General features: G+C 48.9%; 23 protein-coding genes and 1 pseudogene. 4 read left to right on the top strand and 20 right to left on the bottom strand.

Annotated elements, in window-relative coordinates; genetic code table 11:
• Nucleotides 1-44: 44 nt before the first annotated feature.
• The 4 genes from thrB to yutH all read right to left on the bottom strand — a co-directional run bounded on the left by thrB (nt 45) and on the right by yutH (nt 4,548).
• Nucleotides 45-974, bottom strand: coding sequence for a homoserine kinase (thrB, locus tag ACWJJX_RS09380; RefSeq protein ID WP_454022926.1), 930 nt, complete (start codon nt 972-974; stop codon nt 45-47).
• The gene (gene thrC / locus ACWJJX_RS09375; RefSeq protein WP_326358917.1) at nt 971-2,029 is read right to left on the bottom strand and encodes a threonine synthase; all 1,059 of its coding nucleotides are present in this window, start codon (nt 2,027-2,029) and stop codon (nt 971-973) included. The genes thrB and thrC overlap by 4 nt, the downstream gene beginning before the upstream one ends.
• The gene (locus ACWJJX_RS09370) at nt 2,029-3,330 is read right to left on the bottom strand and encodes a homoserine dehydrogenase (protein ID WP_003151938.1); all 1,302 of its coding nucleotides are present in this window, start codon (nt 3,328-3,330) and stop codon (nt 2,029-2,031) included. Before ACWJJX_RS09370 ends, thrC begins: the two co-directional genes overlap by 1 nt.
• Nucleotides 3,331-3,531: 201 nt before the next feature.
• On the bottom strand, nt 3,532-4,548 hold the full coding sequence (gene yutH / locus ACWJJX_RS09365; protein WP_454022925.1) for a spore coat putative kinase YutH: 1,017 nt from the start codon (nt 4,546-4,548) through the stop codon (nt 3,532-3,534).
• Between the two features lie 154 nt (nt 4,549-4,702).
• On the opposite strand from yutH, the gene ACWJJX_RS09360 reads away from it, so the two are divergent.
• Nucleotides 4,703-5,203 carry a phosphatidylglycerophosphatase A family protein gene (locus ACWJJX_RS09360; protein ID WP_070082311.1) on the top strand — a complete coding sequence of 167 codons (501 nt, stop codon included), beginning with the start codon at nt 4,703-4,705 and terminating at the stop codon, nt 5,201-5,203.
• 26 nt (nt 5,204-5,229) lie between these two features.
• On the opposite strand, the gene ACWJJX_RS09355 is transcribed toward ACWJJX_RS09360, so the two are convergent.
• The 4 genes from ACWJJX_RS09355 to lipA form a co-directional block, all read right to left on the bottom strand.
• Entirely contained in the window at nt 5,230-6,000 is a 771-nt protein-coding gene (locus tag ACWJJX_RS09355; protein ID WP_165409391.1) for a TIGR01457 family HAD-type hydrolase, read from the bottom strand.
• Between the two features lie 33 nt (nt 6,001-6,033).
• Complete coding sequence (locus ACWJJX_RS09350) at nt 6,034-6,468, bottom strand: DUF86 domain-containing protein (protein ID WP_003151930.1); 435 nt, start codon at nt 6,466-6,468, stop codon at nt 6,034-6,036.
• 25 nt (nt 6,469-6,493) lie between these two features.
• Nucleotides 6,494-6,769, bottom strand: coding sequence for a YutD family protein (locus ACWJJX_RS09345; RefSeq protein ID WP_003151928.1), 276 nt, complete (start codon nt 6,767-6,769; stop codon nt 6,494-6,496).
• A gap of 218 nt (nt 6,770-6,987) precedes the next feature.
• Nucleotides 6,988-7,884, bottom strand: a complete 897-nt coding sequence (lipA, locus tag ACWJJX_RS09340; RefSeq protein WP_003151923.1) for a lipoyl synthase — start codon at nt 7,882-7,884, stop codon at nt 6,988-6,990.
• A gap of 201 nt (nt 7,885-8,085) precedes the next feature.
• On the opposite strand from lipA, the gene lytH reads away from it, so the two are divergent.
• Nucleotides 8,086-9,063: an L-Ala--D-Glu endopeptidase gene (gene lytH, locus ACWJJX_RS09335; RefSeq protein ID WP_003151918.1), complete on the top strand. Its 978-nt coding sequence runs from the start codon at nt 8,086-8,088 to the stop codon at nt 9,061-9,063.
• A gap of 37 nt (nt 9,064-9,100) precedes the next feature.
• Here the strand turns inward: lytH and yunB are convergent, their stop codons facing one another.
• The 6 genes from yunB to ACWJJX_RS09305 all read right to left on the bottom strand — a co-directional run bounded on the left by yunB (nt 9,101) and on the right by ACWJJX_RS09305 (nt 14,904).
• A complete protein-coding gene (yunB, locus tag ACWJJX_RS09330; RefSeq protein ID WP_039253993.1) occupies nt 9,101-9,859 on the bottom strand; it encodes a sporulation protein YunB in 759 nt (252 codons plus the stop codon).
• A 126-nt stretch (nt 9,860-9,985) separates the two neighbouring features.
• Nucleotides 9,986-11,380, bottom strand: a complete 1,395-nt coding sequence (locus ACWJJX_RS09325; protein ID WP_454022924.1) for a bifunctional metallophosphatase/5'-nucleotidase — start codon at nt 11,378-11,380, stop codon at nt 9,986-9,988.
• A 17-nt stretch (nt 11,381-11,397) separates the two neighbouring features.
• The gene (locus ACWJJX_RS09320; protein WP_003151913.1) at nt 11,398-12,219 is read right to left on the bottom strand and encodes a sulfite exporter TauE/SafE family protein; all 822 of its coding nucleotides are present in this window, start codon (nt 12,217-12,219) and stop codon (nt 11,398-11,400) included.
• A 19-nt stretch (nt 12,220-12,238) separates the two neighbouring features.
• Nucleotides 12,239-13,090 carry a DUF72 domain-containing protein gene (locus tag ACWJJX_RS09315; protein WP_014418802.1) on the bottom strand — a complete coding sequence of 284 codons (852 nt, stop codon included), beginning with the start codon at nt 13,088-13,090 and terminating at the stop codon, nt 12,239-12,241.
• 26 nt (nt 13,091-13,116) lie between these two features.
• On the bottom strand, nt 13,117-13,470 hold the full coding sequence (locus ACWJJX_RS09310) for a YunG family protein (RefSeq protein WP_454022923.1): 354 nt from the start codon (nt 13,468-13,470) through the stop codon (nt 13,117-13,119).
• A 72-nt stretch (nt 13,471-13,542) separates the two neighbouring features.
• A complete protein-coding gene (locus ACWJJX_RS09305) occupies nt 13,543-14,904 on the bottom strand; it encodes an allantoinase (protein WP_176283517.1) in 1,362 nt (453 codons plus the stop codon).
• Nucleotides 14,905-15,083: 179 nt separating this feature from the next.
• Here ACWJJX_RS09305 and ACWJJX_RS09300 point away from each other — a divergent pair, with 179 nt between their 5' ends.
• Complete coding sequence (locus tag ACWJJX_RS09300; protein ID WP_014305757.1) at nt 15,084-16,679, top strand: PucR family transcriptional regulator; 1,596 nt, start codon at nt 15,084-15,086, stop codon at nt 16,677-16,679.
• A 108-nt stretch (nt 16,680-16,787) separates the two neighbouring features.
• Here the strand turns inward: ACWJJX_RS09300 and ACWJJX_RS09295 are convergent.
• The 5 genes and pseudogenes from ACWJJX_RS09295 to allC all read right to left on the bottom strand — a co-directional run.
• Nucleotides 16,788-16,922: pseudogene (locus ACWJJX_RS09295) on the bottom strand (XkdF-like putative serine protease domain-containing protein); the annotation flags it as partial.
• 61 nt (nt 16,923-16,983) lie between these two features.
• Nucleotides 16,984-17,262: a hypothetical protein gene (locus ACWJJX_RS09290; protein ID WP_077722787.1), complete on the bottom strand. Its 279-nt coding sequence runs from the start codon at nt 17,260-17,262 to the stop codon at nt 16,984-16,986.
• Nucleotides 17,263-18,545: 1,283 nt separating this feature from the next.
• Nucleotides 18,546-19,742, bottom strand: coding sequence for an MFS transporter (locus tag ACWJJX_RS09285; RefSeq protein ID WP_102422539.1), 1,197 nt, complete (start codon nt 19,740-19,742; stop codon nt 18,546-18,548).
• Between the two features lie 121 nt (nt 19,743-19,863).
• Nucleotides 19,864-21,075, bottom strand: a complete 1,212-nt coding sequence (locus ACWJJX_RS09280) for a pyridoxal-phosphate-dependent aminotransferase family protein (RefSeq protein ID WP_217904225.1) — start codon at nt 21,073-21,075, stop codon at nt 19,864-19,866.
• 60 nt (nt 21,076-21,135) lie between these two features.
• On the bottom strand, nt 21,136-22,377 hold the full coding sequence (allC, locus tag ACWJJX_RS09275) for an allantoate deiminase (RefSeq protein WP_454022922.1): 1,242 nt from the start codon (nt 22,375-22,377) through the stop codon (nt 21,136-21,138).
• Between the two features lie 219 nt (nt 22,378-22,596).
• Between allC and ACWJJX_RS09270 the strand changes: the two genes are divergently transcribed.
• Nucleotides 22,597-23,466, top strand: a complete 870-nt coding sequence (locus tag ACWJJX_RS09270; protein ID WP_070082321.1) for an endonuclease I family protein — start codon at nt 22,597-22,599, stop codon at nt 23,464-23,466.
• 48 nt (nt 23,467-23,514) lie between these two features.
• On the opposite strand, the gene ACWJJX_RS09265 is transcribed toward ACWJJX_RS09270, so the two are convergent.
• Nucleotides 23,515-24,621 (bottom strand): ABC transporter ATP-binding protein, encoded by a 1,107-nt coding sequence (locus tag ACWJJX_RS09265; protein ID WP_168237164.1) that lies wholly within the window; start codon nt 24,619-24,621, stop codon nt 23,515-23,517.
• Nucleotides 24,622-24,628: the final 7 nt, after the last annotated feature.

Below are 24,628 nucleotides of genomic sequence, written 5' to 3'. Positions count from 1 at the left end.
AAAAGAAAGCGTCCTTCTCTGATGGGAAGAACGCTTTTTTATCATTATACACTTTTCACCTGTTCTAAAGGATTCCGTTCAATTACGCTTCCTTCTGACGGGACGGTAAGCGCCGCAATCTCACAGTGAGGGAAATGCTCAGAAAGCTGCTTTCTCAGCTCTTCTCCCTTTCCTTTTTCAATCAGGACAAGAATCGTCGGTCCCGCTCCGCTCAGCGCCGTTCCGTAAGCGCCTTTCATTTCGGCCGCATGTTCCACCTTTGAAAGCTCAGGAACAAGCATGGCGCGGTACGGCTGATGGAGGATGTCTTTTCTCATCATTTTCCCGGCGAGCGCCCAGTCATTTGACATGATCGCAGCAACGAGAAGGTTGCTGACGGCGCTTGCTTTAACGGCGCGTCGGTACGACAGCTCTTTCGGGAGCACGTCTCTTGCGTCCCTGGTCAGAACTTCGTAAAACGGAATCACTGCCACAACGTCGATATCCGCTTCGGCAACACGCACGATATGTGTTTCATCTTCTTCGTGAAGGCCGATCACAAGCCCTCCTGCAAGGGAAGCAGCGGCATTATCAGGGTGTCCCTCTTCAAGACTGGCTAAGTGCAGCTTGTCGCTTTCCGACAGCTGCAGGCCGCATAACTCATCCGCAAGCTCAATGGCGGCGACGATAGCGGCCGCGCTGCTTCCGAGCCCCCGCGCAAGGGGGATGTCACTCCATACTTTGACATGGGCGGGCGGCAGCTCTTTCTGATAGCGGTCAGCCGTCCGTTTGGCGACTTGGTAGATGAGGTTGTCCGTTCCTTGAGGGATGCCCGCGACAGTTTCGGTTTCCGCCGAGAACTGCCATTCATCGTTTCGGAAAACCGAAAGCTTCAAATATCTGCTGAGCGCCATCCCGATGGAATCAAACCCAGGCCCTAAGTTGGCGGTGCTTCCCGGAACCGTAATGGAAAACAGCATCTCCGCCTCATTCATACACGCGCCGCTCCATTTAAGTATTCCAGAATACTGTCCTCATTTGTCGGCAGCGTGATCGGTTTTATGTCAGATACGTCCACAGCCGTGTTCGGATCTTTCAGGCCGTTTCCGGTCAAGACTGCGACAACCTTGCTGCCTTTTGGAATTTCACCGGATTTCACCTGTTTCAAAACGCCGGCGATGGATGCACAGGAGCCCGGTTCGGCAAACACGCCTTCTTCACGGGCAATCAGCTGATAAGCGTGAAGAATTTCTTCATCTGTGACTTCATCAATTTTTCCGGCTGATTCTTCCGCAGCGAGCACGGCTTTGTCCCAGCTGGCAGGGTTCCCGATCCGGATTGCTGTCGCAACGGTTTCGGGATTTTTAATGACCTCGCCGCGAACGATGGCCGCAGAACCTTCCGCCTCAAAACCGCGCATCTTCGGAAGTCCGGTGCCGTTTTTCTCATGATATTCTTTGAACCCTTTCCAGTAGGCCGTGATATTCCCGGCGTTTCCTACCGGGATCGCCAGAATGTCCGGCGCTTCGCCGAGCTGTTCGCATACTTCAAAGGCTGCTGTTTTTTGCCCTTCAATCCGGTAAGGGTTTACTGAATTCACTAATGCAATCGGTGATTTTTCACAAATCGACCGGACGATGGCCAGCGCGTCGTCAAAGTTTCCGTCAATCGCGATGATTTCCGCACCGTACATGACGGCTTGCGCAAGCTTTCCGAAGGCGATTTTCCCGTCCGGGATGATGACGATGCATTTCATGCCTGCTCTCGCCGCGTATGCCGCAGCCGCCGCGGATGTGTTGCCTGTTGAGGCGCACATGATGGTATCATTGCCTTCTTCTTTCGCTTTGGCGACCGCCATGACCATGCCGCGGTCTTTAAAAGATCCCGTCGGATTAACGCCCTCTGTTTTCACATGCAGTTCAATTCCGAGCTTTTCAGAAAGCTTCGGGAGGTGAATCAGCGGCGTGTTGCCTTCATGCAATGTCAGGGCCGGCGTCCGATCCGTCACCGGCAGAAATTCTTTATATTGATGGATGAGTCCTTTCCACATTAGCTCCAACCGTTCCCTTCTACACGATATGTGCTTTTTACTTCTTGTACAACTTCGAGATCATTTAAGTTTTGCAGAATGTCACTGAAATCTTCTTCCGATGTATGATGCGTGACGATAACGATTTCCGCGAGATCGTCATGGCCTTTGATCGGCAGCTGCAGAATTTTTTCAAAGCTGACGCCGCGCTCTGAGAAGGCTGATGTGATTTTTGAAAAAGAGCCGACCTGGTCTTTGACATGAATTCTTAAAAACTGCTGGGCGTAGATATCAGACGGCTGCTTCAGATTTCTTTCAAACTGCGGGGCGACAAAGCTGTTTCCGTTTACGCCGAGACGCATGTTTTTCATGACCGCGACCAGATCGGAAACGACTGATGTCGCAGTCGGCATGCTTCCGGCTCCGGGGCCGTAAAACATCGTTTCGCCTACCGCTTCTCCGTACACGTAAACGGCATTAAACTCGTTATGCACCGCAGAGAGCGGATGATGATCCGGGAGCAGTGTCGGCTGAACGCTGACTTCGATTTTATTGTCATCACGCTGGGCGATGCCGATCAGCTTCATCGTATAGCCGAGCCGTTTGCTGAAGCTGATGTCTTCATCCGTAATCCGGGAAATTCCTTTTACTTTGACATCGTCCAGATCGACGTTCATAGAGAAGCCGAGACGGGCTAAAATCGCCATCTTGCGTGCGGCATCGAGTCCTTCTACATCGGCGGTCGGGTCCGCTTCCGCGAATCCGAGATCCTGCGCTTCCTTCAGCACTTCTTCATACGGGCTTTTTTCTTTAATCATTTTCGTTAAGATGAAGTTCGTCGTTCCGTTGACGATTCCCATCATTTTTGTGATCCGGTCAGAGGAAAGGCCTTCTTCGAGCGTGCGTAAAATCGGGATTCCGCCGGCGACACTCGCTTCATAATACAAGTCACAGCCATTTTCCTTTGCGGCGGCTAAAAGCTCTGACCCGTATACGGCGATCAGATCTTTATTTGCGGTCACAACATGTTTTTTCGCTTTCAAGGCATCAAGAAGATATTGCTTCGTCTGTTCGACACCGCCGATGACTTCAATAATCACGTCGACCTCAGGGTCATCGATCACATCATAGACTTCTGTCGTCAGCACTTCTTTCGGCAGGTCTGCGTCTCGTTTTTTATCAATATCTTTAACTAGCACTTTTTTGATCGTCACCGGACAGCCGACCTGGTGCATAAGCTTATCCTGATGATCTTGTATAATTTTGACGACTCCGCTTCCCACGGTTCCCAGTCCTAACAGTCCAATACGAATCGCTTCCAAAGAGAAACTCCACCTTTCTTCCTTTTGTCCACTAGAAAAGGACAATTGTTAACCCTTCACAGACATTTAAGTTACAAATATTATATAAGCCCGCATTTGTTTTGACAAGCGGCTGAATATTGTTTCTGCGGCTATGAAAACGCTTAACACACTGATATGACAAGATTCCCTATTTTCTAAATATTTTTACGTCATATTTTCTTACGAACTGATTCCTTTTCCGAGCCACGCCACAGGCGGGACAAAAACCTGCGCCGCTCTGACATTCAGCATGTCGTGACATGTCTGCAAAAACTGTTCATAGCGGGTGCAGTCTGCAAGAATGTAGTCAAGCTGCTCTTCGTAAAACTGTTTTTCAGAATCATGAGAAATGTAATAGCTCTCCACCGTCTCAAAGAAATGAAGCGGAAACAGCAGGCGGCTGTAAAACAGGCGCTTGGAAAAGGAGGATAACGGCGTAACTTGCTCATATTCCTGCAAAAACGAAAACCCTTCGTTAAGCAAGTCGTCACGATGATACAAATATGTGCTGCGCATATATTCCGCAATATCACGGGCGGCATGGTCGAATACCCAATCGCCCGGAATGCGGATCAATGATTCCTCCGACCAGGTATCCCATTCCATCCGCTGATGGCAGATTGTCCCCGAGTCTTCTGCGCCGGGATTGTCATCCAGCTCCGTATCCACTAAATATTGAATCGCATTTTCCGCTAAGCCTGAATAATAAGGAAATGCTTCGATCATTTTCTTTTCGAACGGTTCGAGCGGAGACATATGAATTTTCTGCATCCAGAATGATTCCAGCTGATCCACCCGTTTTCCCCATAAGTCCTTCCATTGGCCGATCCTGCCCGCTTCTTTCACTTCGTACGGAAAACCCCGCCCTTTTCTGTGAAATTCGGCAAGCTCCCCTCCGACAGAAAACGACCGGTTTGCGACGGGGATCGGCGCTTTTAAGAGCGCATACGTTTTGCCTTCGTCCTCAAAGGTCAGTTCTCCTTCCTTCGTAAAGATAAACACTGAAACGTATGGGTCACTTTGTTCTTGTAAATACTGACTCATGTAGTAAAGCTCCGTCAGCTCTGATTGCGAAAATCCGGAAACGGGAATAATAAGAAAGAAGGAATTAGGCGTCTGGAAGCATTGGTATTTCTGATAAACGGAAAGCTGTCTGACGTGGATGCCGTACTTTTCTTTAATGATGCTTTTCATCATAATCACCTGCCTGAAAAATTAGAGCTATTCACATCGTAGTCATACGCCGGCGGAATTATGAATACATATTGTAATCCTTTGAATCAAGTGGAGAAACATCGTACACATCGGAAGGGTGTTGTATAAACTAGTAAAAAAAGATTGGGTGAAGCAAATGTCAGAAAAGGAACAACTGAATCACGTGGAAGCTGTCGCCAGAACGCGTTTAAAAGAACGGGGGGTTGAGACGGACGATATTGCCGAGCTGGTGTATTTCCTTCAGAAAAAATATCATCCTGATTTGACGATGGAAGTATGCAGGCTCAATGTGGACCGTGTCATCGCAAAACGCGAGGTGCAAAACGCCATTTTAACGGGAATAGAATTAGATGTGCTCGCCGAACAAAAAAAGCTGTCTGAACCGCTTCAGACCATTCTGGCGATTGATGAAAGCCTGTATGGGGTTGACGAGGTGCTCGCCTTCTCTATCGTGAATATATACGGCTCAATCGGCTTTACGAATTACGGCTACATTGACAAAGAAAAACCCGGCATTCTCGGGCGGTTAAATGATAAATCTACGGGCGAATGCCATACGTTTCTTGATGATATCGTCGGCGCAATCGCAGCAGCGGCTTCAAGCCGGCTTGCCCACAGCGCCAGAAATACAGAATAAGGACGGCCGTCATGGCCGTCCCTTTTTTATAGATGTTCAATCCATTCGGTTAAAGAGTCAATCGCATATGTCGGCTTCCGATCGTAATCTGCCATATGCTCACGCTTTGTCACTCCGGTATGAACCAGCAGCGTATCCATGCCCGCATTGATGCCGGCCATAATATCCGTTGCATAGTTATCGCCGACCATGAGTGTTTCGGAAATATCCGTTCCGAGCACACGCATCGCCTGTTCCATAATAATCGATTCAGGCTTGCCGATAAAGACAGGCTCAACGCCCGTTGACACCGTCAAAACGGATGTGAGCGAACCGTTCCCTGGTAAAAGCCCTCTTTCAGTCGGAATGGCGACGTCGCCGTTTGTTGAAATGAACCGGGCGCCGTTTCTGATCGCAAGGCATCCCGTTGCCAACTTTTCATATGTAATGCCGCGGTCGATTCCCACAACGACAAAGTCCGCGTTTTCTTCTCCGAAGCTCAGCCCGTTTTCTTCAATGGCCTGGCGGATGCCTTCTTCGCCGATCACATACACCGACGCGTCTTTTTTCTGCTGGGCGATATGCTGCGCAGTCGCCATGCTCGTCGTGAAGACCTGCTCTTCAGATGCCGGAATGTCAAACCTCATCAGCTTGTCCGCCACCTGCTTCGGCGTCCGGGAAGAATTGTTCGTCACGAATAAATACGGAATGCCGCGCGCTTTAAGCGTTCTCACGAATTCACACGCTTCTTCGATTTTTTCCGTCCCGTTGTACATTGTGCCGTCCAAATCTATCAAATATCCTTTATAATCCTTCATACTCAACACTCCTGTGGATTTTCTCACTCGTTGTTATTTAAATGCGGAAACAGGCCCTAATTCTGTTTCCAGGTAGGTTCTTACACGGGCCGGAAAGGCTTTCAGCACATCCCTGTTTGACGTGATCAGCGTAAACAGCTCCTGATGATCGGCTTGCTGATATTCCTGAACAAGCCGCTTTCTGGAAGAGATCAGCTGCTTGAGCTTATTCGCTTCATCCTCAGCTACCACCTTTTCATCCGTCAGAATATCCATGATGTCGTCATAACTCCCCGGATCGCGCATGATAAAGCCGTCAATCATATCATTTCCGACATCGAGAATGCATTCGATCATAAGATGGCTGATCCGCTCAAGCGCCCTTTTTTCGATTTCGCTCTGCCATGCAGGCGTGCTGTCAAACAGCGCCAGCTGGGTCTCAAAAAAACGGAGTGTTTGTTCGATATTATTTCTGTCAACAAAATACACGTGACAGCATCCCCTTCTGCATCAATTATTTTCTGATTCGTTTTAAAACAAAATACGCGCAGCCGAAATTGCAGTATTCGTAAATGTATTCGTCCAATGTGCTGATTTTCGTTTCAAAGGTTGCTTTTTGATTCTGGTCATCAAAGAAGCCTTTGAGCCGCAGCTGACTGTATCCCCAGTCTCCCACAATGTAATCATATTTATTTAATATGTCCGAATAGCGGGCTTTGAACGCTTCTTCATTAAAGCCGTTTTTAAAATCGTGTACGAGTTCAAACTCGGCATTTTGAATAAGAATCATGTCTTCACCTCTTTTATCACTCTTTACTATCATAATTCATTGACTTCTGTCCATCAATTGCAAAATGAGACGGTTCTGACGGACGGAAAAATTTTCCCCTTTTATATCCAGTGTAGCGGTTCTGACGATCCTTATTCAAGAATGACTTTTTCCCTGCACAGACGGCTCCATCACAAAAAACCCAAAACCTGCGGCGTTTTGGGTTTTTTCGGCTTATCTTATGCTTGGGCCTGGCGTTTTTTAGACGCTTCGTTCACTTGTTCATCCGCATGGTAGGAAGAACGGACAAGCGGGCCTGCTTCACAGTGGCTGAAGCCTTTTTGCATCGCGATTTCTTTCAGTTCGGCAAATTCGTCCGGATGATAATATTTTTGGACTTTTAAATGTTTTTTCGACGGCTGCAGGTATTGGCCGATCGCCATGATGTCGACATTGTTCGCAAGCAGGTCGTCCATCACTTCAATAATTTCTTCCTTCGTTTCGCCGAGACCGATCATAATGCTTGATTTCGTCGGGATGTCGGGCTGCATTTCTTTCGCACGGCGCAAGAATTCCAAAGAACGGTCATATGTTGCGCGGGCCCGGACTCTCGGTGTCAGGCGGCGCACGGTTTCAATGTTGTGGTTCAGAATATCAGGACGGGTATCCATTAATGTTTTCAGGTTGTCGTAATTTCCGCCCATATCGGATGGCAGCACTTCAATTGTCGTGAACGGGCTTTTTCTGCGGATCGCCCGGACAGTTTCCGCAAAGACGCCTGCTCCGCCGTCTTTCTGATCATCACGCGCCACGGCCGTGATGACGGCGTGTTTTAAGTTCATCAGTGCAACCGAATCAGCTACGCGTTCCGGTTCCTGCAGATCCAGCTCAGTCGGCAGACCCGTTTTGACAGCGCAGAAGCGGCATGCTCTCGTACAGACGGAACCGAGAATCATGAACGTCGCCGTACGTCTGACAGCCCAGCATTCATGGATGTTCGGGCATTTTGCTTCTTCACATACGGTATGCAGATTATTTTCACGCATTAATTTTTTCAGACCCGTATAGTTTTCATTCGTGTTCAGCTTTATTTTGAGCCATTCCGGCTTTCTCAGATGCTCGTCTTTCTTTGCCATTTCCCCATCATCTCCATTATCCCTTTATTCATGTTCGTGTGCGAAAAATTTCTATTTCACGATGGATATAAAACTTGCAGATTTCTATTCAATAGTCACTTTAACATAGGAAAAATTTCTCGACAAGGGAAGAGAATTACTTACATTTTCTCGGATTGTTGCCGCAAACTATTTGTATTAATCCTGAAAGGAGATCATGTTGTGAAAGTTCTGTTATCTGCTCTTCTCCTTTTATCATTTTTCTGTCCGGCTGCAAGCGGGAAAGAACAATCGGCTCCTGTTTACGGCGAACGGATGCAGTTGTACCGCAAAGCCGAAGCAGTCACGCAGATTCCTTGGTATGTGCTTGCGGCGGTTGATCAATATGAAGAAAATGTCCGCTCGAACCGAAAGGATCTGCCGGAAAAAGCGGGAATCATCAGCATTTATATTCCGGATCATTTGTGGAGCGGGCCTGAAAATCCAAATCCTAAGGACGAGGCGCCCCTCAGCATTAAAGTATTTGACGGGATCGGCCTGGACGGCGACGGCGACGGAAAAGCCGAGGTCAGCAATGATGAGGATATTCTTTATACATTTGCACAGTATTTAGCGGGATTCGGAACGGATCTTGACCATATCCGCATCGGCCTCTGGAATTATTACCGCCGTGATCAGACGGTCGGCATTATCACCGAATTCATGACACTGTTTAAAACGTTCGGCCGCCTTGATCTCGGAGAGCACGCTTTTCCGCTTCCCGTGAAGACGGATTACAGCTACCGCAGCACATGGGGTGCCGCGCGGGGTTTCGGCGGTCGCCGGATTCACGAAGGAACGGATCTGTTCGCCCATTACGGGCTCCCCGTCAGATCGACCTGCTACGGTATTGTTGAAATGAAGGGCTGGAACCGTTTCGGCGGCTGGAGAATCGGCATCAGGGATATCAATAACACGTATCACTACTTCGCTCACCTGAACGGCTTTGCAAAAGGTGTGCATAAAGGCCAGATCGTCAAACCCGGAGAAGTGATCGGCTCTGTCGGCAGTTCCGGATACGGACCGCCGGGCACCGCGGGAAAATTTCCGCCGCATCTTCACTACGGGATGTATAAAGATAACGGCAGATCGGAATGGTCTTTTGACCCGTATCCCCATTTAAGGGCATGGGAGCGAAAAGAAATCCGCAGGAAAAAGTAAACACACAGCCGCCAGGAAAGATTGCGGCTGTGTGTTTTTATTTATCTTTCTTCTGTTTTTCATTCGGCAGCTGAATGGAAGGCGTCACACCTGATCCGCCGCTTCCGTTATAAAACTGCGGCACCTCTCCTTGAATCGCTTTAATGGAGACCGGAATATTATTTGTCACGACTGATGTTTTACTGGCAAACGGGATAATAACCTTTACCTTAATTTCCACAAAAATACTGATATCGATCAGGGCATTGTTAATGCCGTACGGCTTTATTTTTGTTTTCACATCAGTTAACGCATCACCGATCAGGTTAAAGCGCACGGGGATTTTCGGCCCCAGATTTCCGAGAATGCTGTTTCCCGTGACCTGCCCTAAAGGGATGTTAATCATAATTTCATCGGCCGTTTTCGCGCCTTTTTCCGTTTCATGCTGCTTATTGTTCGACTCCGCTTCCTTCAAATGAGCCTGAAGCTGCTTTGTCACTTTCGCCTTCATACTGTTGACCATTTGTGTATTAAAATCCATCGTTGTGACTTTTCCGTTTTCATCCGTTTTCATATCGACCATATCTTTCACATTGTCGCTGTGAGACATGTATTCTTCAATGGATTCCGTAATGACCTCTGTCGCCACCCGTTTGGTTTCCATTTCTCCTATGTTCATCAGCACCGGTTTGATTGAGGAGTTGATCATCCAGAGGCTGATGACCGTCGATATGATAAAAAAAGCAAACGACAGAAGAAGCACATATCGAAAAGGCAAAGGCCCTCTCTTGCGAAGAGCGCTCCGGTATCTAGGCAAGAAAAATCCCCCCTTACATATCACAATGTATGCTTGTAAGGGGGGACATAGTATTTTATTTTTACTCTTAAAAAGTCCCGTTTACCTTCACTCGGGTGAGATGGAACGGCCGGCGGATATCTGACATTACGCTTGCCGCGCGAGCTTCCAGGCGAGCAGATCTCTTAAAAACTCCGGCATAAAGTATTGTTTTTCTTTTGAATCGCGGATGTAAGGGAACAGCTTGCCGAGTGTAAACATGTCGAGAACGGCAACCGAGTATATCCGCTCCGGATCCACCTCTTCTCCGTTCACTTTCACATTGAGGAGATGCGTCACACCGTCTTCAAGAATGCCGGCCTCTGCCTCCGCTCCGGCATATACCATCCTGCCCATCACTTCCCCGCGGAAGCCGAGGCCTTTAATCCGCAGCTGCTCCATTTGTTCCGAGGCGGCCTGGCTGATTGTTTCCTGGAGTTCCCTGCCTGAAAGACGAACGGCGACCGGATTGATCGGATGAGGGCAGATGCGGTGCAAGTCAAGCTTTGTGACAGGCCCCTTCTGTAAAGGCCCCAAAATGACGCCGGAATTCACCATGCTGACTTCACAGCCGCACCAGCTTTTCAGCGCTTCGGCTAATAGAAGCGGCAGCGGCGATTCCTCAAACCACTTCACGCCGGCTTCTTCATTCAGATTGGCGACTTGTACGGAGAGCAGGTTTTCCGCTTCCCGTTCTTTCTCTTTCAGAAAAGCCGCCGTATCTTCAGATTCCCCGTGCCAATCAGCCATTTGCTGTACAGATGCCTGTTTGCTGACAATGGTTCGTGATTCACTTTCTATCGTCAGCTCGACACAGCCGACATAGTTCCCGTATTTCTCCGCACATGCAAGCAATACGCCGTTTATGTCCTGTCCGTCCTCAAGAAGATGGTGCGTATGTGATTCAAGAATGACATCGATGTCGGGAAATTTTTCCGCTGCGGCCCGGTCATCGATCAGGCCTAAATGAGAAAGCAGAATGATGATGTCCGCTTTGCCCTTGATATCGTCAAGTGATTCTTGAATGCTTTTTTCCGCATCCGTCACCGTCCAGCCGAGTTTTTGATAGACGGGATAATACGGCACCGTGACGCCGAGTATGCCGGCGGTCATCCCGTTTTTCAGCGTTTTGATCACGTAGGGCTTGGCCCATTCCGGCCGATGTCCGTCCTCGTCAAACAGGTTGGACACAATGACGGGAAACGCGGCATGAGTATATAAACCCGCCAGCTCATCGTGAGGCAGCGTAATTCCTTCATTATTCCCGACGGCAGCCGCATCAATCTCAAGACGGTTTAACAAGTCGACATTCGCTTTGCCGAAGGTCGCTTCCGTTATCATTTGGAATCGGTCCATATGATCGCCGATGTCGAATACGAGTGTTTCCTCCCCGTTTTTTTCATGCTCACTTCTCTTCTGCTCAATATAATGTACGATTTTCGGCCAATTTTCGAAATGGCTGTGCAAATCATTCGTATGATATAAACGGAGCTTCTCTAACATACCATCTCTCCTACCTTTTAGCTGAATATCCCTTGATAAATCAATTCACAGCCGATCAAAATCAAGACGACCCGCATGAAAAGCACGATCGTTTTCGTCTGCACCCGCTTATTGACCCACGCGCCCATTTTGCCGCCGAACCACGCGCCCGGAACGAGGCACAGCGCATACAGCCAATTGACATGGCCTTCTGCGATATGTGACACGGAACCCGTCACGGAGGATAAGAAAATAATGAGCATTGACGTCGCCACAGCCACTTTCGGCGGGAACAAAAATAACAGCATCATGGCCGGAACCATAAGAGAGCCGCCGCCGATGCCGAAAAGACCGCCCAATAAACCGACGAAAAAGGCAATGGCGATACCGGTAAAAATACGGTACGAATATGTATAAAGCTCACCCGATTCATCCTCATAAGTCCGGATCATGCCTTTATGCGCTTTATTGACCGGTTTTGCTTTCGCCTTCAGCATTAATGTAATAGAAATCAAAATCATAAAAAGTCCGAACCAGACGGAAAACGTATGCGCATTAAAAAGTTTAGACAAATACGCGCCGATGATGCTTCCCGGGCCGGAACCGATAAAAAAGATCAGTCCGCTTTTGTAGTCAACGGTTTTATATTTCATATAGGCCAGAGTTGATGACAGGCCCGTAAAAATAATCACCAAAAGGGACGTGCCGATGGCAGTCTGCGGTGTTACGTCATGGAAAAACGGGGTCATCGTGCTTAAATAGAGCATCGCCGGCACGATGATAATTCCTCCCCCAAGCCCGATCAGGCTGCCGACCGTTCCCGCGATAAATCCCAATATGATCAAAATAAGATAAGACATGTGTCTTGAAACCTCTTTTCTAGCTGAATAGGTCGAGCTGCTTCGGAGCAAGCCCGGTATATGAGATATCTAACATTTCAAGCATCTCAAGCCCGTTATCGGCGGCGTCTCCGCCTGAGTTATTGTTGAAGAGCACATACAGATTGCGCGACTGCTTTTTCAGCTCCTGAAGATTGTTTTTCCAATCTTTGAGCTCCTGTTTGTTATAGCGGTATAAATATCTGACCTCACGCCAGTTTTGTCCGCCGTCAGGTTTAATCCAGCCCTGCTTGTTCCGTCCGTGAAAACGGACAAGCGTTTTTTCTTCATCCGTTGCTTTCAGGACGGTCGGAATGCTGCCCTCACCGATCTGCGGCTCGTCACATATGCTGTGAATCCAGCCTTCCTCCTTCATAAAGGAAAGGGTCTGTTCGTAAAATGGCGGGGAAAACCAAGACCGGTTGCGGAATTCAAGCGCGCACGGGATATCGCCCATCTGCTGCCTGCACCATCTTAAATATGCGACGTTTTCTTTCTTGCAGTCAAACCACGGCGGGAATTGGAACAGCACCATGGCAAGCTTTCCATGCTCTATATACGGCGATAATGACAGCTTAAACGCCTCAAACATTTCTTCCTTCGATTCAAAGGGAATATCGCCGCGCTGATGACCCGTCATTCCTTGATATGCCTTAATGACAAATTGAAAAGATTCCGGCGTCTCTTTGACCCATCTTTCGTTATTGCGGGCGGGCTGTATCGCGTAAAAGCTCGCGTCCAGCTCAACGATGGGAAAATGGGAGGAATACGCCTGCAGTTTTTGCGGGCCCGCTGTTTTAGGCGGATAGATGCTGTCATGATCCCCCCACCCCGTCAGTCCGATATAAATCACAATCCTTCACCTCTCATTCTAGTTTATCACAGGTGTTTTTCTCTTTCCGTTTCCATGTTTTTTCTGAATGCACTTTTCAGGTAACGGTACTGATGTTCATTGGTGTCCGAAAATGCCTCATCTCTGGAAGAAAGAATATGCTGATAGACGATCGGCTCTGAAAACTGACCGCTCGTGAAATCATATATCTCCCCGTCTATTCGATTATAAAAATGCCAGCTTGTACCGGTTTTTGTTTTGAGAATGTCACCGCCGTAAACATCTTGGATGACTAAAGCCGTCACGCCGCACTGGCCTTTGGCCGGGCAATCTTCCGTCCATTTTGTACTAGTCTTGCGCGACCAGGATGCCGTTAATATGTTCAAGATTTGATTATACAATGTGTTTTACTCCTTTTTATAAAAAGATACCACGAGACCCGCTCTCCAAACGACAAAAAAAGCCGATTCTCATCAGAGAATCGGCTCTTTTATTTCAGAAGGCTTCAGAAATGTTCCGAAAGCCCCGCTCTGCTTACGACCATCTTGGTACACACAGCGTCCCTTGCTGTAGGTCGCAGCAATTCGGTATGGAAAGGTGCGGCCTTCATACAAGCTTTGCTTATGTTTGGAAAACATCGTTTCTTTTGTGACGGTAAAAGGTTCCGGCCGGACAATGGCAAAATCAGCGTCAAATCCTTCTTCAAGCCGGCCTTTATTCGTTAAACCGAAGCGCTTGGCAGGTGCTTCGGCCGTCCATCGGGCCACATGTTCAAACGGAATCCCATGATCGATCGCTAATTGAATCATGCCGAGAAGCGTAAATTGGCCTCCGCTGATCCCGCCCCACGACAGGAACATATTATCCTCGCGTTTCAAAGACGGATGACAGGGAGAATGATCCGAAGACACCATATCAATCAGGCCCTCAGCCAAAACCCCGATCAATCCCTCTTTATCAGCCTCTGAGCGGAGCGGCGGAGCGCATTTGGCGGCCGCCCCTTTTTTGAGGAAGTCTTCAAAGCTGAATAATAAGTAGTGCGGACACGTTTCAACGGTGACATCCAATCCGTCTTTTTTCGCCTGCTGAATGGAGAGCACGGCCCGTTTCGTGCTGATATGTACAAAATGAAGCGCGCATCCCGTCGCTCTTGCATATTCAATCGCCCGCTGCACAGCCTCGCATTCGGCTTCTTCCGGACGGGAGGAAGCGTAAGCGCGGGCATCAATTTTCCCTTGGAGCGCGTACTCGGCTTCAAGGAATCGGGTGAGGGCGTCGCTTTCTGCGTGCAGGGCCAAAATCTTGCCGCACGCTGCGATTTCCTTCATTCCCTTTAAAAGAGTCCGTTCATCGGCTGATTGAAATTCATCCGTTCCCGATTTAGACAGAAACGCTTTAAACCCGATCGCTCCCGCTTCTGCCATCGGCCGGATATGTTCGGTATACCCGGGCATCAAACCGCCCCAAAGCGCAAAATCAACCGCTGACTTCCGTTCGGCGATTTCCGCCTTTGCCAGCAGGTTTTCAGCAGTTACCGTCGAAGGAATGCAGTTAAGCGGCATGTCAAAATATGCCGTACAGCCGCCGGCAGCAAGCATGTTTGAGCCGGTTTCAATGCCTTCCCATTCTTCGCGTCCGGGTTCATTGAAATGCACGTGACAATCGACCGCGCCTGGAAACACATACATGCCGTCTGCCTGCACCACTTGGTCCGCGTTTTCGTCAATGCCGGGCTCGATCAATGCGATTTTCCCGTCCTTGACGGCGATATCGGCCCGCTCTGTCCCGCCTTTTCGCACAGCTTTCGCACCCTTTACAATTACGTCATAGGCCATTTTATCTTCCTCCCTGTAAGGATGACGATTTTCTGTCAGTTTTTATCACAACATGCGTCTATGATTGCCAGTTTACTGCTACTATGATCGTAATACATCAGCAAAACCGCTATATTTTTTGATGATTTTTATTCATATTAACTAATGGTTGTCTTTAGAACCTGAAAGGAGATTGACTGATGAACATTTATGATGTGATGAAGATTCCCGCTTATGAGCGGGCGGCATTAATCGCAGGCAGATCCGGCGGCTGGAGGGAGGTGCAGCACGTCAACATGATGGATGCGCCGGACATCGCTGATTTTTTACATAAAAATGAACTGCTCGTCACGACGGCTTACCACTTGAAGGACCGCCCGCAGCTGTTGAAAGATTTGATCCGCCTCATGGCAAAACGGGGCTGCGCGGGACTGGGGATCAAAACGAAGCGTTATCTTAATGTCATTCCGAAAGATGCCGCGGAGCTTGCCGACCGGTATGAATTTCCGATTATTGAGCTGCCGGAAGACATCAGGCTGGGAGATATCGTCAACGCCACACTGAGCCATATTCTTGATATGCGTTCAAATGAGCTGCAGCAGGCCATTTACGCCCATAAAAAATTCACAAACCACATCATGAGCGGCAAAGGGCTGCAATCCCTGCTTAAGAAGCTCTCAGACATTCTCCGGCTTCCCGTGCTGCTTTTGGATCAGCATACAAAACTCTTATCATCGTCCCACAGCATACCCATTGACACGTCTTTATTGAAAAACATCTGTTATTCCCTTTCCGGTCCTTATTTCACCTGCTTTTCCATGCTCTCCGACAGAAAGGCGTATTCTGTCCTGCCGATTCTGAATGTTGAAAAAAACTGCGGTTATCTGGTGATTCCGGAGCTGGTGCAGACCGCTGATAAAGGCATGATTTTGACAATTGAACAGGCGGCCAACGTCATTTCCTTTGAACTGCTGAAAGAAAATGCCGTCAAACAATTCGGCAGACGGGCGCGCAATGAATTTTTCAGCAATTTCATCGACCGCTCGTTTACAGGCCATGAAGAAATCAAAAGCCGTGCCAAAGAATTCCGGCTCCGCTGGGATCAGAAATACATGTGCATTTGCGGAAAACTCGACCGAAATGAGAAAACGATCAGCTTTACCGAAAATCAGCTCGTTTCCGATCATGTATTTGATCTGCTTGAAGGGGAGCTGTCATCCTTTCCGTTTCCCCCTCATCTCTTTATTAAAGGAAATGTCGGTATTCTTTTAATTGAAGCGACAGACAGCTGGAATGAAATGCACGCGTCTGTCATCAGCTTTTTGGAGCAGTTTCAAAAGCAGGTCCGGACGCAGTTTAAACGGACTGTCTCCTTCGGCATCTCAAACATATGCCAAAAGCTGATCGACGTCCCTGACGCTTTTACTGAAGCTTCAGACGCCATTTCATCCGGGCATTTGTCCAGAAGCGCGGAGTTTATTCAAATCTATCATGCCAAAGACGTGCCGGAGCTGCTCCGCCTGCTTCCGGCGGAAGATGTGAAGAAGTTTTACGAAGCCACCCTCCAAAGCCTGGCCGACCGGCAAAAGGAAGATCAGAGCCTGCTTCATACGCTGTCTGTTTACCTGGAGACCCACTGCCAGATTTCAGAAACGGCTAAGCGCCTGTACGTCCATCGAAATACGGTGATCTATCGTTTAGAAAAATGCGAGGAACTGCTCGGCAAAAGCTTAAAAGATCCGGAGACGACGATGCGCCTGCGGCTCGCGCTGAGAATGCAGCGGCTGATCGGTTAAGGAATCGTTAGAGACAGGGATGCGGGGTGTTCTCCCGCATCCTATTTAAGGTGAATCATTCAGCTAAATCCTCAAAAAATGCTGCCATCAAAACCCTGACGAGTATCCTTTCAGGAAGCCGTGAGCGGCCTTCTCAATTTCTGCAGCTGTCATGAAATCCTCGTGAGCATCCACGGTGTCCGGCTCATAAACGATACCGTAAACAAGTTTTTGTGCGTCTGCTTCTTTCGCAAGGATCTTCACTTACCTCTCTTCCTCAAAATAAATAAGTATCATCTCAAAAGATGATACTTAAATTAGTATTTTATCTAACTGTTTGGATTCCTCCAGGAGTGAGTTGACTAGCCGAAACTACAGCTGAACCAGCTATACAGTTTCCGCCAATAGACAAAGGAAATACTATAGTAACAAATTCTTGACCTGCTGGTGTATACTCAGACCTGTGTATAAACACACGTGTACCAGCAGTAAGCAACCGTCCATTTGGCAAAGTTAGATTAAAAAGGAGAGTGTGAAATTGACCAATTAAACCTTCAAAAGCACGACTTTCCCCAAAATATGGGTAATAATAATTTGGATACATTGAACATTTACCTCTTTCCTATATAATGAATTCACCTTACAATAATTGTATATTCCATATATTGAAAATTCGTGTGTGGAACAAAAGGCTCATTTCCTACGTATACAGCCGCCTATACGTCTGAGGTGTCACGTCTCGTTCCCATGATTTCTTCCCAATTCCTGTTCATCTGCCTTTGTAGAAGGACTTAACACTTTTTTAAGCTGCTGTTTCGTGTCAGCAGATAAAACGTCTCTCATCTTCATCTTTCTTTCATTTCTCCTTGCCGAATAAGCACCGCCTTACGCTATTCGCTTTTATTTATTTGCGGCCCGCCGCTTTATTCCTCAGAAGGTAAGCAAAGAAAATGAAGAGCCGGTTTAAAAAGACTTTCCTTGCAATGAGATTTCACTGCTTGTGTTCCCCGTGACTATCCGCGCACAATACTGCATACTTCAGTCGCCCTCCCGAGAAGGCACTTTCATTGTTTAAATTTTGATACGCAGAAATGACTTCCTCCTAAAGGAAAGAGGAAATGCTCTTTTCCTTTTTCACGCGGAGTTTTGGCTACGCTGATACATTCTCCGTTCACAGCGGAAAAAATCTCTCCAAAAAAGGAGGGGCGCTTCCCCTCCGTGAACCGTAATAAAGCTTCGTGTGTTGACTAATGGCTGTCTGGATAATGGTCTCACTGTCATCTTGGAAAGATCACTTACTTCTATAAGTCTTTCTTTTTAACAGAAACCGCAGATATAGCAGCAGAAATAACTATCCGCTCCGCTTCTTATGCACTCTCTGTAACATGGAGAATTATAAAAAGGAGGGCGCGCGGAAACATAGGGAGAGCTCCCTGAATGAGTCAATTGATGGGCCCATGGATAATAATTAAATTCTTGCCGCTGATACAAATGGAATGACGGGTAATAATACAACATTTTCAACTCCTTTTCCGTACACCATATTGTACTTACCGACACCCTTTTTAGATGATTGTCTCTTGCATAATTGTGTGTTGGCCTAATTGCGGGTTTTAATCTGCAAAATTCGTGCAGGAGAACCATCACAACATCTTCCGTGAGAGGTTATAAGATAACCTCTCCTTGTTGTCACCAATCGCCCCCTACTGAACAGTTCGTATTATTTCAATGACCCGTTTTATCAGAATGCTCTCCCCCTGCATACGAAACAACTGGTTCGATATGATTTTCCCTCTATGCGCATCCCTGCAATTTCAGAGATGCAGACCGCCGCAGAATAAACGACAATCAACAAAAAGCCTCCGGATACCCGGAGGCTTTTGATTCTTATCCTTGCTGCGTGAACGGCCGGGTCTGTGTCTTTTTGCCCCAGCCAAGCGCGGCCAGAAAACTGATGGCGAGAATGGCCGCTCCCAGCATATACGGAAATTCCATATTTACATCAAAGAGAAAACCGGCGGCTGACGGTCCGGCGATATTCGCTAAGCTGATGAATGAGGTGTTCATCCCGCCGGCAAACCCCTGCTGGTCACCGGCGAGCTTCGACAGCATCGTATTAACGGCCGGCCGGAGCAGCGATGTCAGCGTCAGGAAAAAGATTGCCGCGGCAAAAACGGCCCAATATGAACCCGCAAACCGGCACCACACAAGTCCTGCAGCAGCCCCGATCAACGTCACGTTAATGACGCGCTTTTCCCCGAACCTGCGGACGAGATAACTGACGCCGACCGCCTGCACAAACACGCCGATGAGACCCGCAGCCGTAATAATAAAGGCAATATCAGAGGCTTTAAATCCGTGTTTATGGTCAACGTAAAGGCCGAAAACGGATTCAAAGTTCATAATTCCGAAGTTCAGCACAAAAACCAGAATCAGCATAAACGCGATCCGCGATTTGAGCGCGCGTGACATTTGCTTAAACAGATGCTCACGTTTTTCCGTTTTTGCCCGGGCTTCCAGCTGCTTTTCACGTCCAAGCGTTTCGGGCAGAAAGAAAAATGAAAGCACCGTTGAAAAGCAGGCGAGACTTGCGGACACGATAAACGGCACAGACATGCCGTAATGAACCAAATAGCCTCCGACACCGGGCCCGATGACGACACCGAGCGTCATCGCCGCGCTGAACAGCCCCATTCCTTTCCCGCGTTCTTCTTCGGTCGTAATATCCGCAATGTAAGCGAACATTGACGGCATTAAAAACGCCGCGCCCATCCCGCCCAAAAGCCGGGATGCGAACAATTGCCACAGGCTTCCGGCAAAGGCGAAGATCAATTGTGACACGGCAAAGGCGGCAATGCCGAAAATAATCAGTTTCCGCCGTCCGTATTTGTCGGTTATTTCCCCGGCAATAGGCGCAAATAAAAGCTGTGTAAGCCCCGCCGCTGCAACAAGCAGACCCATCGTGCTCCCCGTCGCTCCGAATTCGGTAATATATGCGGGCATAATCGGAATAATCAATCCGATTCCAAGCATCGCAATAAACATATTCAGCATTAAAATTGACAATCGGCCTATGTACGCCATGATTTCTTACCTTCTCCCCAGACAAACAGATGATCATTCCATATTTGTCATTTTTTATACCATTCAGTATAACGGGGAAAAGGGAAAAAAGTCCAGATGATTTCAATCTCGTTTTCATATCTCATGACAGCACACCGGTTTCAGCCGGCAGATCATATATGTTAAGGGCCGCCTGCAGCGCTTCCCCGGCTTTAACTGCAACTCCGTGTCTGATCAGAACCGCTTCAAGTCCGGCCAGCACAAACAGCACATTTTCCTTTCTGCAGCTGTAGCCCATCGTTCCGATTCGCCAAATTTTCCCCTGCAGCGGACCGAACGAGCTGGCGATTTCAATTCCGAATTGAGACAAAAGCATACTCCTGATCGATTCGCCGTCTGCTTCCGGCGGAATCTTCACACATGTGACGACAGGCAGCTTCGCCTCCGGATCGCCGAATAAATCAAGGCCCATCGCTGCAAGTCCCGCCGTAAGCGCTTTTTCATGACGCTGATGCCTGCGGAACCGTTCTTCAAGTCCTTCTTCCAGGACAAGGCGCACACCCTCCCGCAGCGCATAAAGCATTGCTGTCGCTTCTGTATGGTGATTCAGCCTTCTTTCACTCCAATAATCTTCGAGCTGGCTCAGATCAAAATAGTTGCTCGTAACCGGCCGATGACCGGACAGCATTTTACCGTCAGCTGCCGTCGCAATGCCACGTTCTACCTTTTTACGCGCGGCAATGACAGCTGCCGTCCGGTCATTATAAGTAATCGGCGCCATTCCGGAAGGGACCGATAGGCATTTTTGCGTTCCCCCGATGACTGCGTCAATCTTCCATTCATCCGTTTTTACGGCGCATCCGCCAATCGTGGCTACGGCATCCACGATAAAGAGTGCGTCTTGGGCGCGGCACGCTTCCCCGATTTCTTTCAGCGGGTGAATCCGCCCCGTTGATGTTTCTCCGTGCACCATAGCGACGATTTTCGGGGAAATCTTTTTCATCTCGCTGATAATCTCTTCAGGCCGGAAGACCGTTCCCCATTCACACTCGATCGTATGAACGTCCGCTCCGTACCGCTCGGCGATTTCAGTCAGCAGGTATCCGAAGCGTCCGTATATCGGAACGAGCACGCTGTCGCCCGGTTCTATCACACTTGCGAGAACAGCCTCAATCCCCGCTCTTGATGTGCCGTCAATCGGATAGGCCCAGCGGTTTTCCGTTTGAAACAATTCACGGAGCATTTGCATCGTTTCATTCATGATGCCGGTAAATGCCGGGTCAAACTGGCCGAGGATCGGAGCGCCCATCGCCCTCAGCACTCTCGGTTCAGCTTCTGTCGGTCCCGGTGTCATAATCGTTCTTTGCGGAATGCACAATTCTTTTCTGGTCGGCACGCCGATTCCCCCTTTACGTTAATAGGCAAGTTTATGTAATACATTCGCCAGCGTAAGGACGCCGGTTTCAAGCTGATGTGCGGGTGTGAATTCAAGCGGCGAGTGGCTGATCCCGCCACGGCTCGGCACAAACAGCATGCAGGCCGGAAAGGTTCTGCCGAGCATCTGGGCGTCATGTCCCGCTCCGCTTACGATCTTCTCCGGGTCCGCCCCCTGCTCTTTTGCAGCCTCTGCTGCGGTTCGTGTCAGTGTCTGATCCATTTGAACCGGCTCTATCCTCATATATTCATCAATAACAGGTCTGACTCCTTTGCTGCGGCTGATGTTTTCAATAATCGACACCAGTTTCTGATGGAAGGCTGCCAGCACGTCTTCCTGCTGGTGGCGAATATCAACGGAAAACTGGATACGGCCCGGAATGACATTCGCCATATTCGGCTCAATCGTCATTTTCCCGCACGTCAGGCGGAGCTCTTCCGGCTGTCTTTCCGCTGAGAGCATGAGTTCGTGGATGATGCTGCTTCCCGCCGCGAGCGGATCTTTCCGCCATTTCATTGAAGTGGTCCCCGCATGGTTGCATTCACCGTCAAGCGTAACGGTATAGCGTCTCTGTCCGGCAATCCCGGTGACAATCCCGATATCCTTTCCCGATCGTTCAAGCGTTTGCCCCTGTTCTATATGAATTTCCAGAAAGACACTAATATCAGTGCGCAGCGGCGCCGGATAACGGCCTGCACCGAAGCCGTTCTGCCGCATGGCTTCTTTCAGAGAAATGCCGGACGCGTCTTTCGGCGTTTCCGCATCTGAAAGCGAGAAAGCACCGGTGATATTGCCTGAGCCCCAATAGGTGATGGGAAAACGGCTCCCTTCCTCTTCACAGAGCGACACAGCCTCCAGCGTTTTTTTCGGACGCCCGCACGTCTCATGCAAATGCCGGATCGCCAGCATGCCCGCCAGCACGCCGAACGCACCGTCATATTTGCCGCCGTCAATAACGGTGTCAATATGCGATCCGGTCAGAATCACCTCATCAGGCGATTCTGTGCCGCTCAGACGGCCGAACACGTTACCGACATCGTCAAATGCCGTTTCCAGCCCGAACGCCTCCATTTTCTTTTTGACGGCAAGCTGGGCGTCCATCCATTCTTTCGTATATAAAAGCCTCGTCACTCCGCCGGAAGCGGAAGCGCCGAATTGAGACAGCCATTGTATGTCGTCGGAAATCCCGATATTCGCCGCCGAAAGCTGCTGATGTTCCATACACGCCCTCCTTTTAAACTGAAAAACTGACAAGATGATCTTCATTATAGAAGGAGCGCATTATGAGTTCATTATCATATCCTCTAAAAAATCAATGATTTTCCGGATGCTTTGACCAAGAAACCGCCCCTCTGTCCCATAAGCCGAAGGAACTATTTTTCAAAAAAGATAGAATATTAGATTTATTTTTTGGATAATAGAGGTAAAGGAGGGCAAGTCATGACAAAAAAACTTTGGTTTCTGCCGATTGTCTGCCTGTTTTTCATTTTTGGATGGGCTGCGCCGTCAGCCTCTGCGGGCGCGCCGGCTGACACAAATCTGTACAGCCGGCTCGCGGTTTCAACTTCCGGCGGCACAACTCTTTTTCCGCAAACTGCCTCAGCTGTCATCACTCCGTCTGCGGATACGGACACATATTACAAAGAAGCTTCCGGAAAAAGCGGAACAGCCTTAAAGAGCGCCCTGCACCGCATCATCAGCGGACATACTAAGCTGTCTTACAGCCAAGTATGGAATGCATTGAAGGAAACTGACGAAGATCCGGCAAACCCGAACAATGTCATCTTGCTCTACACCCAGGAATCACGGGCCAAAAGTAAAAACGGCGGCAGCGTCGGGGACTGGAACCGTGAACACGTGTGGGCAAAGTCACACGGAAACTTCGGAACAGCTGCCGGCCCCGGGACGGACATTCATCATCTGCGCCCTGCAGACGTCCAGGTGAACAGCGCCAGAGGAAACATGGATTTTGATAACGGAGGCTCAGAATACCCGAAAGCGCCGGGCAATTATTATGACGGTGATTCCTGGGAGCCGCGCGATGAGGTCAAAGGAGACGTCGCCCGCATGCTGTTTTACATGGCGGTGCGTTATGAAGGCGGCGACGGGTATCCCGACCTTGAGCTGAATGATAAAACCGGAAACGGCTCAGCTCCTTACATGGGAAAACTGTCCGTTTTGCTCAAATGGAATAAACAAGACCCCGTCGACAGTAAGGAAAAACGGCGGAACGAAATCATTTACGAAGACTATCAGCATAACCGCAATCCGTTTATCGACCACCCGGAATGGGCGGACGAAATCTGGTAATCGTATCATAAGAAGTGATAAGGGAGCCCCATCATCAGGCTCCCTTTTTCAATATACGGCGTTTTCAGTGTCGGCATCAAAAAAGACGGCCCGGTTCATATTGACCGCAAGCAGAATGGCATCGCCGGGTTTCACCTCTGAAGCGCCGTCAAGACGGATCGTCATGCGGTTATCTCCGCTCACCGCATGAACGTACATCTCCGCGCCTAAGTTCTCACATACTTCCGCCACAGCGCGGCACACCGCTTCAGGCGGGTGCTCTGATTGTCCGGCAAGCGTCAAATGCTCCGGACGCAGCCCCGCAGTCATCTCCTTACCGCTGTATCCTTTCTGCACAAGAACGGCCGCTTTTTCTTTCGGAATGGGCAGACGAACGGACGAACCGGCAAAATACCATTGCCCGTGACTTTCTTCTATGACGCCTTTTATAAAATTCATACTCGGAGAACCGATAAAACCCGCCACAAACATATTCGCCGGATAATGATAAATCTCATGGGGGCTTGCGGCCTGCTGAATATCTCCTTCATTCATCACGACAATCCGGTCGCCCATTGTCATCGCTTCCGTCTGATCATGCGTCACATAAACGATGGTCGCTTTCAAACGCTGATGGAGCTTGCTGATTTCGGCGCGCATCGTCACACGCAATTTCGCATCTAAGTTGGAAAGCGGCTCGTCCATCAGAAACACTTTCGGCTCCCGCACGATCGACCGGCCGAGCGCAACCCGCTGCCGCTGCCCGCCTGAAAGAGCCTTCGGTTTCCGCTTGAGCAGATGCCCGATTTCCAAAATATCAGCGGCCGTCCGGACTCGCTCTGCGATTTCTTTTTTCGGCAGCTTTCTGAGCTTCAAACCGAACGCCATATTGTCAAACACCGTCATGTGGGGATACAGCGCATAATTCTGAAAAACCATTGCGATATCACGATCCTTCGGGGGCAGATCGTTCACCGCGTCTCCATCGATATAAAGCTTCCCTTCAGAAATGCTCTCCAGTCCGGCAATCATTCTGAGTGTCGTAGATTTGCCGCAGCCGGAGGGACCGACAAGCACCAGCAGCTCCTCATCCTTTACATCTAAGTGAAAATCCTTCACTGCCGCCGATTGGGCGCCGTATGTTTTTTTGATATGGTCAAATGTTAATGATGCCATTCGAAAC

The organism is Bacillus sp. YH3-2-B2 (assembly GCF_053663335.1).
This window is presented reverse-complemented; position numbering and strand designations above follow the sequence as displayed.